Source organism: Pseudoalteromonas sp. SWN29 (assembly GCF_015864465.1).
Classification (GTDB): Bacteria; Pseudomonadota; Gammaproteobacteria; order Enterobacterales; family Alteromonadaceae; genus Pseudoalteromonas.
This window is the reverse complement of record NZ_JADYXE010000032.1, coordinates 22146-36061: the sequence shown is the minus strand read 5'-3', so window position 1 is coordinate 36061 and position 13916 is coordinate 22146. Positions and strand designations below refer to the sequence as shown.

The 13916-nt window shown below is 37.4% G+C and carries 14 protein-coding genes; 5 read left to right on the top strand and 9 right to left on the bottom strand.

Annotation, left to right across the window (positions count from 1 at the left end; all coding sequences use genetic code 11):
* The first annotated feature begins 14 nt into the window (after positions 1–14).
* Genes I6F53_RS13135 through I6F53_RS13125 form a run of 3 tightly spaced genes read left to right on the top strand, consistent with a single transcriptional unit; the run spans position 15 to position 1601 of the window.
* A complete protein-coding gene (locus I6F53_RS13135) occupies positions 15–413 on the top strand; it encodes a curli production assembly/transport protein CsgE (protein WP_024598530.1) in 399 nt (132 codons plus the stop codon).
* Positions 403–828 (top strand): curli assembly protein CsgF, encoded by a 426-nt coding sequence (locus I6F53_RS13130; protein ID WP_197239833.1) that lies wholly within the window; start codon positions 403–405, stop codon positions 826–828. The genes I6F53_RS13135 and I6F53_RS13130 overlap by 11 nt, the downstream gene beginning before the upstream one ends.
* The gene (locus I6F53_RS13125) at positions 828–1601 is read left to right on the top strand and encodes a CsgG/HfaB family protein (RefSeq protein ID WP_197239832.1); all 774 of its coding nucleotides are present in this window, start codon (positions 828–830) and stop codon (positions 1599–1601) included. The genes I6F53_RS13130 and I6F53_RS13125 overlap by 1 nt, the downstream gene beginning before the upstream one ends.
* A gap of 77 nt (positions 1602–1678) precedes the next feature.
* On the opposite strand, the gene I6F53_RS13120 is transcribed toward I6F53_RS13125, so the two are convergent.
* The 4 genes from I6F53_RS13120 to I6F53_RS13105 all read right to left on the bottom strand — a co-directional run bounded on the left by I6F53_RS13120 (position 1679) and on the right by I6F53_RS13105 (position 6491).
* Positions 1679–2368, bottom strand: a complete 690-nt coding sequence (locus I6F53_RS13120) for a LuxR C-terminal-related transcriptional regulator (RefSeq protein ID WP_197239831.1) — start codon at positions 2366–2368, stop codon at positions 1679–1681.
* A 184-nt stretch (positions 2369–2552) separates the two neighbouring features.
* Positions 2553–4055 (bottom strand): trehalase family glycosidase, encoded by a 1503-nt coding sequence (locus tag I6F53_RS13115; RefSeq protein WP_197179033.1) that lies wholly within the window; start codon positions 4053–4055, stop codon positions 2553–2555.
* A gap of 14 nt (positions 4056–4069) precedes the next feature.
* Positions 4070–5308: an MFS transporter gene (locus I6F53_RS13110; RefSeq protein ID WP_197239830.1), complete on the bottom strand. Its 1239-nt coding sequence runs from the start codon at positions 5306–5308 to the stop codon at positions 4070–4072.
* Positions 5309–5483: 175 nt separating this feature from the next.
* Positions 5484–6491, bottom strand: coding sequence for a LacI family DNA-binding transcriptional regulator (locus I6F53_RS13105; protein ID WP_165729405.1), 1008 nt, complete (start codon positions 6489–6491; stop codon positions 5484–5486).
* Between the two features lie 304 nt (positions 6492–6795).
* Between I6F53_RS13105 and I6F53_RS13100 the strand changes: the two genes are divergently transcribed.
* Complete coding sequence (locus tag I6F53_RS13100; RefSeq protein ID WP_197239829.1) at positions 6796–9048, top strand: TonB-dependent receptor; 2253 nt, start codon at positions 6796–6798, stop codon at positions 9046–9048.
* Between the two features lie 70 nt (positions 9049–9118).
* Here the strand turns inward: I6F53_RS13100 and I6F53_RS13095 are convergent, their stop codons facing one another.
* From I6F53_RS13095 to I6F53_RS13075, 5 genes are all read right to left on the bottom strand, one after another.
* Entirely contained in the window at positions 9119–9640 is a 522-nt protein-coding gene (locus I6F53_RS13095; RefSeq protein WP_165729403.1) for a hypothetical protein, read from the bottom strand.
* Positions 9641–9695: 55 nt separating this feature from the next.
* Positions 9696–11234 carry an EAL domain-containing protein gene (locus I6F53_RS13090; protein ID WP_197179039.1) on the bottom strand — a complete coding sequence of 513 codons (1539 nt, stop codon included), beginning with the start codon at positions 11232–11234 and terminating at the stop codon, positions 9696–9698.
* A gap of 79 nt (positions 11235–11313) precedes the next feature.
* On the bottom strand, positions 11314–11949 hold the full coding sequence (locus I6F53_RS13085; protein ID WP_197239827.1) for an SGNH/GDSL hydrolase family protein: 636 nt from the start codon (positions 11947–11949) through the stop codon (positions 11314–11316).
* Positions 11950–11957: 8 nt separating this feature from the next.
* Positions 11958–12467 (bottom strand): DsrE family protein, encoded by a 510-nt coding sequence (locus tag I6F53_RS13080; protein WP_197179043.1) that lies wholly within the window; start codon positions 12465–12467, stop codon positions 11958–11960.
* A gap of 64 nt (positions 12468–12531) precedes the next feature.
* Positions 12532–13005, bottom strand: coding sequence for a flavodoxin family protein (locus tag I6F53_RS13075; RefSeq protein WP_197239826.1), 474 nt, complete (start codon positions 13003–13005; stop codon positions 12532–12534).
* Positions 13006–13081: 76 nt separating this feature from the next.
* On the opposite strand from I6F53_RS13075, the gene soxR reads away from it, so the two are divergent.
* On the top strand, positions 13082–13567 hold the full coding sequence (gene soxR, locus I6F53_RS13070; RefSeq protein ID WP_197239825.1) for a redox-sensitive transcriptional activator SoxR: 486 nt from the start codon (positions 13082–13084) through the stop codon (positions 13565–13567).
* Positions 13568–13916 lie beyond the last annotated feature (349 nt).

Below are 13916 nucleotides of genomic sequence, written 5' to 3'. Positions count from 1 at the left end.
CCTCATTTTAAATTATGAAAAAAAACATTAGCTTTAATAGTTACCTACTCACACTCTTCCTATGTTTTTCTGGAGCAACTCATGCTGCTGATGAACTAGAAATAGATGGCTTATTACTCGATAGAAGTATTAGCCGCTTTGGTCATCAATTTTATTATGAATTTTCGAACTATTGGCGAGATCTCCCCTCTACGGCTGGTTTTAATATCGAAATAAAAGAAACCGTAATACCAAAAGCGGGTACACAACTTTCTTTAATAATGAATAACCAACTTGTTTACGCGACTTATTTAGGTCGCAGATTAGAACCCCTTGATGAGCGTGTTGAGCAAGCTGTATATACAGTAATAGACGCAATGGCTCGCTCAAACATGGCTGCATCAACCCCAGATATGGCTAAAGATGGATGGTAAAATGAAAAAAACGGCCCTTATAATAATAACAATATTAAGCTTTTCGTCCCAAGCGACTGAAATAATTTATACTCCAATTAATCCAAGCTTTGGTGGTAACCCACTAAATGCAAATATGCTGTTAAGCAAAGCACAAGCTCAAAATAAGCACAAAGCACCGGTAATCGAAAAAGGCTACGCAGAACAATTTCAAGACTCTTTAGAGCGCACCTACTTAAACCGCATGGTAAGAGAAATTACCGATATGGCGTTTGGTGAAGATGTTGAAGATAGTATTTTTAATCAAGACTCTATTTTTATGAGTGGTGATTATCAAATTGAAGTTATAACCAGCACAACCGATTCTATTACAGTAAAAATTACAAATATATTAGATGACTCTGTTGTGATAATTGAAGTACCGAGGTTTGGATAATGTATAAACTACTAATAACAATAATATTACTGGGTTTGAGCGGCTGTGCAAGTTTGGGAAATCTTATTCCACCATCACAGCAAAAAGCTATTAGCTTAGAGTCAACTGAATTATTTGCAGATCTAAAAAACCTACCTAAACCTGTCGGTAGTATTCCGGTATCTGTTTACTCATTTAGAGATCAAACAGGCCAGTATAAGCCGCAAACTAACGTAAGCTCATTTTCGACGGCCGTTACTCAAGGTGCTAATTCAATACTTGTACAAGCACTGCACGAATCAGATTGGTTCACGCCGGTAGAGCGCGAGGGTTTACAAAATATTTTAACTGAGCGAAAAATTATTCGAGCGGGCCAAGGAGATAATCCTAACCAAGCTGATTTACCTCCACTTACCACCGCTAAAATTATTTTAGAAGGCGGTATTATAAGCTACGACACCAATGTAAAAACAGGTGGCTTAGGCATGGAGTATTTTGGAATAGGTGCCTCTGAGCTTTATCGTGAAGATGCTATTTCAATATATCTACGTGCTGTTGATGTTCGCACAGGCCAAGTATTACTGAGTGTAGCCACCAGTAAAAAAGTATTAAGCCAAGAAATGCGTGCAGGATTTTTTAGATACGTGAGCTACAAACGTTTAGCCGAAGCAGAAGCGGGCTTTAGTGACAACGAACCTATGAGCATTTGTGTAACACAAGCAATAGAAAAAGCACTTACAGACCTTATAACAAAAGGTATTGATAAAGGCTTATGGGCTAAAAAAGTAAGCTAATCGCACTGGCAGTCATAACAAATAAAAAAGGCTACGCAAAGTAGCCTTTTTTATAGGGAAATTTAATGCTAAATAAGCTATTTAGCCATTGGCAATAATACAGAAACGTAGCGCTGAGCCCAATTAGCAAGCTCCACTCTATTGCGTGAGTTTGTTTTTTTAAACGCACTGTATAGATGTGTTTTTACGGTATGATCACTAATATTGAGTTTATCTGCAATGGTATGGTTACTTGCACCTTGTGCAATTAGATGAATAACAAACTTTTCTCGCTTTGTTAAATGATCGTAATCGTCCTGCTTTAATTCAATATCATCGTGTAGACCATTAAACGACGATGCCACAGCTAAAATATCACTAAATGCTTTTGAAATTACTTTACGCGTAAACCAAAGCTCGCCGCTATTAACCCGAACTAACCCTTTAAAAATATCTTCTGGTGCATCAGATTTATAAAAAACGCCATTAAAATGGTTAAGCAATAAGTTTTGCTCGCATACATCGTCTTTATCAACATTAAAAATAACGACGCTATAATGTTTAGCTAAACAAATAAGGTCTGCTGGAATGAGGTCTTGCCATTTGCTTTTAGCACCATCTATTAAAAACAAATCATAATTAGCTCGCTGCTCTACTTTAGGCACAACATCATCCATTTTAATATCACCGAATAGAGCTTGCAGTGTTCTTAAAATAGCGGTGTAATTATGCGAATGAAAAGATGATTGAAACGTTGTTTTTACAAATACCGAGTTTGTATGGGGCATAAATTTCTTCCTTGAAACATTTACACCACATTACCTAAATCAAATACAACTTACAATGAGATTTTGGTATTAAAATACAGTTATCGCTTCTCATCCTTAAATAAATAAAACAGAATAAAATCAATGCTTAAAATTAAAAATCGAGTCAATTAAATTGCTTTTATAAGATAAATAACAGATCGGATTAGTCGTTTAGTAACTTATAAAATCGAGTTGTTACACCATTTGTCCAACCAAAACCTTGCTGCACTTGGTACTCCCCACCACTTGCTAAAACGTTAGGGGTGCACACATTATATTTTTCGAGCAAGCACTTATTTATCTCAAAATTTTGCTCAACCATCTTTATCCAGTTTTGCATTATATTCGAGCTTAATTGTGTAATACCGTAATTATTAAGCCCTTTTACAGCAAACCACTGTAATGGTGCCCAACCATTTGGGCTGTCCCATTGTTGTGATGTATGAGTAATGGTTGTAACAATACCACCCTCTTTTAAAAAATCATTGGCTAACAATGTTGCTACTTTGGTAGCTTGGTCATTACTGGCTAGATTAACAAACAAAGCGGTAGAGGCTGCAGCACTAAGTACCTGAGATTGAGTGGCTTTACGGCTATTATAATCAACAAAAAAACCGATAGATTCATTCCAAAGATACGTATTTATAAGTACTTTACGATTGCCAGCAAGTAATTTGTAATGCTCAGCTTGCTTACTATTGCCGAGCAGTTTAAAAAACTTACTTAACTGATTTTCTAAGTTATACATAAGGGAGTTTAAATCAATAGGAACAATATCGGTTGTTTGAATAGAGCTTAGCAAATTAGACTCCCCCAACCAACGAGAACTGAAATCCCACCCCGACTCACACGCAGCACGAATATTACGATAAAAATCAGCTTTTTGATCATCAGCCAACTCTTGTGCTAACTCTAAATCTTCTCGTAGTGACTCAGCCCTTGGCTCGCCCGCATCATCCCAATAACGATTTAAAATACCGCCACAAGGCATTCTTACCACACGGTTTGAACTCAACATATTATCTGAAAGCAACTGCGCGCCTTGCATCCAAAACCTATATTCTTTTTCAAGCGCTGCCACACACATATTTAGCCATTGCATATTAAGCGACTTACGGTGTGTATGCTCCCATAATAATTCGACCATGAGTGCTAAAACAGGTGGTTGCGAGCGTGACAAATAATAACGGCGGTTACCATTTGGAATACTGCCATAATCGTTAATTAAATCGATAAAATTAAGTAGCATATCTTCAACTACATCACCTTTATCTGCATCAATTAAACCCAAGGCTGTAAAATAGCTATCCCAATAGTAAATTTCTTGAAAACGTCCACCAGGCACAATATAGCTGTGTTTTAGTGCAAGTAATGAGTCTTGCTTTGGAATATCGGCCTCTCTTCTAAGGCCAGTCCATAACGAATTTATATACTGTTTAACAGATGACGTATCAACTTCAGTGTCCATTGTTAGCACGGGGGAAGTAATAAAGTGTGCGTTTACAAACTCACTAAGCTGCGCATTATTTAAAGGAGCTAGTTGCTCATAACTTTTACATGCACTTTGCCAATTAACACGCGCAATTGCATCTGCAAATGTTTTACAGTCACTAAATACATGCTGTGTTTGAACATCTTTAAATAATTGGCTCTCGAAAAAACTCATAACTTTCCTTACTTTTAAGCTGTGGTTGTGTGTTGTGAGATAGCATCTGTCCGTTTTTTGAAAAAAACCACGCTAATAAAAATTAAACTAATAGGAACCAAAGAAAGGTAAAACGCATGCTGGCCACTAAAGTGCTCAAATACATAACCCGTTATTATTGAGCCTGTTGTGCCACCAAGTGCTGAAAAAACTACAATTAAGCCAGTCATAGCGGCATGACGATGTTTTTCAAGTGCGCTGAGCATAACGGAGTTAAGTACCGGATAAATAGGTGCCATAAAAAAACCAATTAACGGCAAAACAAATGCAGCAAGAGGAGCGTCAAATAAACTCGTTACGTTATTTTCAGTAATATTTTCGGTAAGTGGCAAGGTAATGAGTATTAAACCAGCCATAGCAATTAAACAACTGCACAATACAGCAAACCAATTAATATGTTTAAGTACTTGCCCTGCCACTAAGCGCCCAAGCGCAAGTGCTGCAGCAAAAATACTAGCCAACTGAATACTAATAGCGACAGGGAGTTTTAAAACTTCATTATTAAATGTGGGTAACCAAGTACCTACGCCCTGCTCAATTAGCACGTATAAAAAAGCGCTGATTATAAATATGAGCACTAATGGTTGATATGTTAGCTTTAGCATAGCTATAAAGTCATACCAGCTTGAGCGTTTAGTTTTACTTACAATAGCAGGCTTTATAGGCGCAGCAATGACGCTCGCTATAACAACTAGGGTTAGAGCTGCCAGCAAATAATAAACGTTAAGCCACGCGGTTGAATCGTCTGGATCTATAAAAGCAGTAAAAATCCAATAGCCGCTTAATACACCAACCATAAAAATGCCTTCAATGGTGTTTAACAATGAAGAGTGGCTGTTAACATCATCTGTTACTTGGCCAATAATAGAGTAAACCGATACTTTAACCACAGCAAAGCCACAACCAATGGCTGCGAATAAAATTTTAAATGCATAAAAGTCACTAATTAAAGCAGTACTTACACAAGCAAGTGCAACAACAGTAAGTGCCCCAAGCATGGCAAGCTTATAGCCCAAGCGAGGAATAAACGAAGCCACTAAAAATGACATTACCGCAATGGATAAATCTTTAAACCCTTCAAGAACTGAGGCCTCTGTTTTACTTACCCCTAGGGTATTTATTGCCTGCAAAATAACGGTACCTACACTATTTAATAAAATAGCGAAAATAAAGTAACTTGCTGCAATAGCCAGTGTGACTTTTGTTTTACTCATAATTGCCCTCGCTTTAGAGCGTTATTAAAACGCTATAACGACCCTTATTGTATGCCCATAATGAGTGCATACACTGTGTGTGTTTATATCAGTGAGGTTTGAGTTTAATTTAGAATAACCGCCAATGCAATCGTTTGCATTTTTATTTTAACATTAACTCAACATCATTTATAAGTTAACGTTTACTCGATTGACGGGTAATTAATTCAATATCAATGACTTGTGATTCGACTTTTTCACCAGCGAGTTGTTGCATTAGCTTTTGAACTAATAGCGTGGCTGCGTACTGTGTGTTTTGTCGGATGGTCGATAATGAAGGATGGCTAATGTCGGCCATAGCAATATCATCAAAGCCCACTAAGGCTACATCGTTAGGAATACTTACATAGCGCTCTTTTAAGGCTTTCATTGCCCCTAAAGCAACCATGTCACTACATGCAACTATACCATCAAAATAAAGGCCTTTTTCACGCAGTAATTGGTTAATAGATTGGTACGCAGAGCTACTTGTAATATCAATAGATACAACATGTTGCTCTAACTTGTGGGATGCTAATGCAGCAGAGTACCCTCGATGACGTTCGCTAATTTCACCGTGTTCTGGGTCACCTAAAAATACAATATTTTTAGCTCCATGTTCTATTAAATGCGTAGTTGCTTGCAAGCCCCCTAAATAGTTGTCACTTCCTACAATGGCATAATTACTGGGTGTTTTAGGATCCCCCCATACTACCAGCGGAACACCTGCGTTAGCCGCATTTTCTATATTGGTTTGGTTTTTACCTTGGCCTACCACAATAATGCCGTCTGCACGGCGGCTATTAATAAAGTAATTAGCCCAATCGTCTTGCGCCATTATTGAGTTTGATAATAAAAGCTCTAACCCTTGTTGATTAAGCGCAAGGTTAATTTCGCTCACCACTTTAAGTAAAAATGGGTCGCTAATCGACTGCTCTGTTTGTTCATCAAGGTTAATTATAACTGCCACAACATTGGTTTTTTGTGTACGCAAGCGGCTTGCAGCAGTATTCAGGCTAAAATTATGTTCTTTAGCTAAGCGCTGTAGTTTGTCGCGGGTTTCTTGCTTAATTAGCGGATTATCATTAAGCGCACGCGAAACTGTTGAAGTCGATACACCTGCTAGTTTTGCTAAATCAATTAATTTAATTTTTTTATTATTCATGATTTCCCTAAATCGCCGGTTGCCACTAATTAGCCTGAACTCTGGTTGCTTAATACAATTATCTAACCTGCTGACAATATAGCATTATTATTTTTTACTGGCGCGAACAACGTCTTAAAAAATGTTTATCTGATAAATAAGCTCAATAAATAAACCATATAAATTCATAAATAATTTACAAATAAATATTGCAAACGTTTGCATTTATCTCTAAGGTTTCAACATACACAGCTTATTTACATTAAATTTTGAGAGATAAGGCTGAAAAATCACACTGTTTCACACACTAAACGGGATCACACACATGAAAATCAATAAAGCAAAAAGCACATTAGCGTGTGCAATTACTTTAGCGCTTAGCACTCAATGCGCATTTGCAGCAGAGCAAACACAAGAAAAACAGAAAGTTGAGCGCATTGTGGTATCGGGAACACCTACGGGTGTTGGAGTTAGAAAAATAGATGCCAGCTATGCGGTAACTAATATCGATAGTGAACAAATTATTAAACTGTCTCCAAAAAGCACCGCTGACTTGTTTAAAGCAATACCTGGTGTTTGGGTAGAAAGCTCAGGTGGTGAATCGGGCGCTAATGTATTTGTTCGTGGTTTTCCTGGTGGTGGTGATGCCCCATTTTTAACACTCAGTATTGAAGGCTCACCTATTTATCCTGCTTCAACATTGTCATTTTTAGAAAACTCATCAATGTTTCGTATTGATGAAACTATTGATACAGTAGAAGCTCTACGTGGTGGACCTAATCCTGTTTTATCTAACGGACAACCAGGATTAACAACCAATTTTAGATTAAAACGTGGTGGCGAAGAAACAGAAGGCTTATTTAAATACACAACATCTGATTACGACCTACAGCGAGTTGATGCTGTGATGAGTGGTGAAATTACTGACGATTTATACTTTATGGTTGGCGGTTACGTAAAAAGCTCTCCGGGTATTCGTGATGCGGGCTTTACTTCTGAAAAAGGTAGCCAATTTACAATCAACATTACTAAAGATTTAGACAACGGTGAGCTTAACTTTTATACCCGCCAAACAGACGATCACGGTGCATGGTACTTACCAACACCCCTTAATGTTGATGGTATTGACGCAGAATATACGCAACTTGGTACGCTAAATCGTCAAGCAACAATATTTACAGGCCCCGATGCACAAGCACTTGATATTGACCTAGGTGATGGCCGAGGGTGGGACGGCCATGTTTCGGGCGGTAGTATTAAGCTAGAGCTAAAAGATGGTTGGCATTTTTCAGATCGCTTTAACATTACTAAAGGCGATGCAAATACCTACGGTTTAGTACCTAGTGGCTCAGCAACAACGGTTGGAGCCGTTGCTGATAACGGCCAAACTGCATTTGGAGCAGTTACAAACACTGAATACGCAAGCGATACCCCAGTCCAACAACTTGGTCGATGGGTCGTACTTAAAGAAATCAGCTCATTTACTAATGATTTAGCTTTTTCGAAAAAATTTGGCGACCTATCAACAACCTTTGGGTATTACACTGCAAGTACTTCAGCAAAAGATTGGTGGAGCTTAGGTAACACTGCATACCATGTACTTGAATCAGGCGGAGAAGCATTAACGGGGATTGAATGTAATCAAAGCACCGATGGTTGTGATTTTAACTACGACATAAGCTCAACAGGTGATGCGCGCACTAACGCGTTTTATGTCACCGGTGAATACAAATTTGCTGATGCGTTTACGCTTGATGTTGGCGTACGTCAAGAAAACCACGAAGTAGAATACAGTGTAGATGAGGGCCTTGACGGTATTATTACTAAAACCGTTAGCTATGATGAAAGTAAAACATCGTGGACTACAGGGTTAAACTACTCAATTAATGATGATATAGGTGTGTTTGCCCGTGTTAACCGTGGTTATAAAATGCCGTACTTTGATGACTTTAGAGATAACTTTGATGCTTACGAAGGCGGCGAAAAGCTTATTAAAGAAATAACTCAAGGCGAGCTTGGCTATAAGTTAATTACTGAATCAACCGACTTTTATGCAACCGTATTTGTAAATGAAGTTAAAGGCGACACATTTGTACGACGACCTGGCGTACCTGCTGAAATTTTAACAAACGAAGCATACGGTATAGAGCTTGATTACAACTTTAATCATGAGTCTGGTTTTTCTGTTAATTTAAATACGACTTTACAAGATGCTGAAATTACAGAGAGCCCAACAAACGATGGTAACCAGTCGCAGCGCCAACCAAAATGGCAAGTACGTGTAACACCAAGCTACGACTTTGAACTGCAAGGTATGTATGCAACTTTATACGGTACACTTTCAGCTGTTGATGATCGCTTTGGCAATAACGAAAATACGGTAACACTCGATGGCTATGAGAAAGTTGATTTAGGTTTCATCCTAGAACCAATGGAAGGTATTAAGCTTCAAGTAGCAATTGATAACTTAACTGATGAGCAAGGCATCACGGAGGGTGACCCACGTAATGCAGATTCACCAAATGGTCGCTACATTATGCCTCGCACTACGCGTTTTAGTGTAAGTTACGCGTTTTAAATAAAATACAATAGAAAGGGAGCATTCGCTCCCTTTCACTTTAATTAACCTAAACAAATGAATTTAAAGGCTACTCAATATTCGCTTTTAATTTATTTAACGCATCTACCGAAAAACCTCGGTCATAAAAATATAAAATTTCGCCACTGTTATTAATAAGTACTACGCGAGAGTTATTTGGACTTTCATTACCTGTAAATTTTTGAACCGCTTCACCATCTTTATAAATAGTGATTACTCCGCCCCATAATTCTTTAGGGATGCCTTTGCGCATACCACTGTCTATAAATGTACTGAACATGCGTGGCGCCATGCCCGCAATAGTAGGTAGCTCGTAGGTAGGAAGCGTAACGCCCGCCATGTCTAAGCCAATTAACCAACGGTCTATATCAAACTGACTGTCTTGCTTGTAACCAATAAGCAGCAGTGTTTTATCTGCTTTAAAGTCGCTAGGTATAGTTACCATATTTTGTTCTAAGCTTTCGCCGTTAATAATTGGAAACTGCTTCCCTGTTATTTGTTGGTTTGGGTATTGCGTGGTACATGCGCTAAGTAGTAAAAATGCAAAAGCACTTAATATTAATTTGATCATAATAAACCTAATTTTTTAAATTTCATAACGATACGTTTAGTATGGCAGCTGAGATCTAAAAATGTTGATTAGCTATGTAACTTTTAAATTTAGACGCGGTCATAGCCTTGCCATATTTCCAACCTTGTCCGTAATGTACACCCGCTGTTTTTAAAATAGCTTCTTGTTCTGTGGTTTCAATCCCTTCGGCTACGCAGGTATAATTAAACTTATGCACAAGTTCCATAATATTTGGGATCATAGAAGCTTTTAAGCCCTCAGTTGCTATATCTTGAACAAACGTACGGTCAATTTTGAGTTGGTGAAAACTTAAATTTTGTAAGTTTCTTAAATTTGAGTAACCCGTACCAAAATCATCTAATGATAAATTAAACCCCGATTCAACTAATGTTCTAAAATGAGCATGCGCAATGCTTGTATCAAGGTATTCGTCTTCGGTTATCTCTAAACAAATAATAAAGCGTGAATTGGTTAGCTCTGTAATTTGCGGCAGTAACGACACATTACCTTGCTCTACATCGCACGGAAATATATTAAGCGATACTTTAAAGCCATCAGGTAATGCCTCTATAGCGGTCAACTCTTTTATCGCTGTAGCAATCATTGCCTTAGTAAAAGTCCATGTTAAATTGTTTTTTCTGATAACCGGAATAAACTCATCTGGAAATAAAGCCCCGTACTTATCTTCAAAACGCGCAAGTACCTCACAACCAATCAGCTTGCCACTTTGTAAACAAATAATGGGCTGGTAAGTCCAATAAAATGATCCCTTTTTAAGCCCTTTACGGATACGCTGGTTAGTAGAGCGACGTGCAGCAATTCTTGCATCAACAATTAGTGCAGTCGATATGCCCGCTAAACAGGTTAAAATTAACGAAATTATTAATAATAAGTGATTATTAGAAAAAAACAGACTCCAAGGTAAGTGCACTACCACACAATAATGACTATTTGTAGAGCTGCAAACTGAATTAGTTGAGTAAGGAAAGAAAACATTACTTTTTACCTGCTGATATACCCCCTCTTTACCCGCTAAATGATGTAAAGCATTTGGTGCTTTATAAATAACCTCCCAATCTGGCGCAATAATTCCGATATTGGTAAAAGGCGTGCTCTGCACAATTAAATTATAGTCACCTTGCCTGACTATAATTACTTCCATAGGGCGTTCACTAAATAATAATAAATAAAGCTCTGGCTCAAAACGAACTCTCACCTCTTCATCATCTCGAATAAAGTCAGGCTGTTTGTCATTAATTGGTTTACTTAATAAGCCCGCGCCAGTAGTGCAAACTAGCTGGTTATCTTTAAAAAAGCCTATATCAATTACATATTTTGCGTCAAATAAAGCGCGGCGCATCTCAAGAAGAGTCGCGTTATCACACTGTTTAAATGCCAGCTTATTTAATGGGGTAAGAATTCGACGCCTCTCTGCAATTGCACCATCTATATGAGTTAGAATATACTCAGCATCAGATTTTGTTTGTGCTGTTAACCGCTGGGCTGAAAAATTAAGCAAAATAAAGCAGCCAGTTACAAAAACTAACCCTCCGGTTAAAATAGCTATAATCGATTTTTGTTGGTACTTTTTCATAGCATCCCGAGCTTATTAATTTATATCACTACTTTATTTAGATGATTGCATAAGTTGCATTAAACTCAAACAGGTAGATTTAAGGAATTTTTAACAATTCTTGAACTAATTGAGTAATTTCAAAGCTTACCGTTAAGTGTTGGCTACTTTCAAAATGGATCCCGTCACCGCCAAACACGTTAATATATGCATTAAGGTCAATAAAATCGCATTTATTATTAGCTGCCACGCACTTAAATTCGTTAGATAGCTCTATTGCTTTTATATCGGCCCCTTCAAAAATACGTGAGTACTGCTCGGTAATTCTTATTTTAGGTGGGCTAGCAATAATAATTTTAGGAGATTTTAAAGTACTACCTTGCTGATAATAAATATGTATAGAGTTAATTAAATCATTTAAGCCATCGGCTATTAAACGAGGTGTTAAGTTAAAGCGCTTTTTAAGATCGTTCGTACCAAGAGCAATAATAATAAAGTCGAGCTCGTGCTTATCTAAATAAGGCCTTAAATAACTTACACCACTAAGCACACCATCAAAAGGCGGATTATGCACTAAAGTACGATTAGGTTGCCCCGCCTCAATTACAGTAAAGTCACACCCTAAGTTTTTAGCTAATAGCGATGTCCAGCGGGTATTTTCATTAAAACGTTTACCCGTTATAGGGTTTAATCCCCAGGTATTAGAATCGCCAAAGCAGAGTATGTTTTTTGTCATTTGAGTCATTAAAATGGATTGAGTGTATAACCTTGTTGTTGCAACTGAGCATGCGCTGTCATCGCCGAAAGTGACATTTGCACACCTTCTATTAGTTGTTCTGGCGCTACTTTATAATGCGTAGCCGATTGCCCACATACATAAACTACGGTGTTATTGGCCAACAATTGTTTTATTAAACTTTGATTTTTGTTGTCCATTTTAAAACGTTCTTTATATTCACTGCTAGCCAATACATCAACGCTAGCACTACCATGAACTACTAACGCTAATTGAATGTTATCTGGTTTTACACCGTGTGCTACATGCATGTTAATAAAGCGGGCAAGTGAATTCATTGAATTGTTTTGATCACCTTTTTTAGCACCATCACCAACATCAAAAGCTATTTTAAATACGGTGGAATCATTAATCGGTGCATGCTGAGGTACATTATAAAAGCTACCAAAGCCTTTAATAAGGTTTTCACCCGCTTGCGAAAATGGGCTAATAAGTAAAAGTATTAATAGGTATTTCATAAACAATCCTGTGTTTTTTAAGATTATTACTAAACTACCAGAGACAACCAAAAAAGGCTGCAATTTAAGCAACCTTTTGGGTACTTTTATGGCTATGGTTAATAAACTGCATACCTAAATAGCAAAACGTATTCTTAAACTGCTCTATAAAACAAGCGGGAGCTTCGGCTGATGACGCATTTGAGAGCACTGAAAAATGCTTACCACGTAAACTACGAAGCTTTGGTTTTAATACTTCATCGTCCATGTAATCGGTTATTCTATCAATAAATAATTTCATTTGTACTGTGGTGCTGTACCAATAAACGGGTGAGGCAAACACCCAATGGTCATACTTTAAAAGCGCTTCAAATACGGCGTAAAAATCATCATTTTTATAGTTTTTGTTATAACAGTACGGCGCAATTTTATAATTATCCAGGCAAATTACACGCACATCATTTTGCTCGGCAAAGCTATTAACATGGGCTGTGGTATTGCCGTTTTTTCGTGCGCTTGAATAAATAATAACAGTACTACGCTCAAGTTTTTGTTGCATTTAGTTAGCTCCTTTTTTAATGTGGTAGGAGCTTAAAACCTCAAGTTATATTGAGGTCAACTAAAGGATTAAAATAATGGACGCTTCACAAAAAAAATTAACCGAAGCCAATCTAACCGTTGGCTATGTAGCAAAAAGAAGCGGTGTGAAAGTATCTACTCTTCACTTTTACGAAACAAAATTTTTGATACGTAGTTGGCGAAACAGTGGTAATCAGCGACGTTATAAACCCGATGTTCTGCGCCGAGTAGCGGTTATAAAAGCGGCACAAGCGATGGGAATTACACTCGATGAAATTAAAAACACCTTAGCCACCCTACCCGACAACCGCACACCAACTAAACAAGATTGGTCAGCACTTTCAAAACATTGGCAAGCGCAACTTGATGAGCGCATTACGCATATGCAGCGTTTACGCGACCGCGTTGATGGTTGCATAGGTTGCGGCTGTTTATCGCTCAAAAGCTGCCCTATTTATAATAAGGATGATCATTTAGGCGAGAATAAAAGCGGTGCTGTGCTTTTAAAGTCAGCTCCTTTATCTGTGAAAAATAAAGCTTAACTTTTAGCTAAAGTGAAAACAGGTTATCCATAATCTCAGTATTATCAATTATATAATGATCAATATACTTTCCTTATGCGATAAACAAAGCCTTGCTCATACATATTAATTACTTACATTTAAATTAGATAATATCATGCCCGCTTATTTTATTTTTAGCTTAACAGTTAACCAACCCCGTCAAATACATAGGTCATTCATCAATTATATCCGCACCAGATATGTATCTTTTTTGTAGTACTTTGTAGTCTCGCCATTACATTTGCAACCATTTCTTTAATTAATATATTTAATCCATTTTTGTGCAGTAATTAATTTTTAAAGAAGCAATATAAAAATCATAACAAAC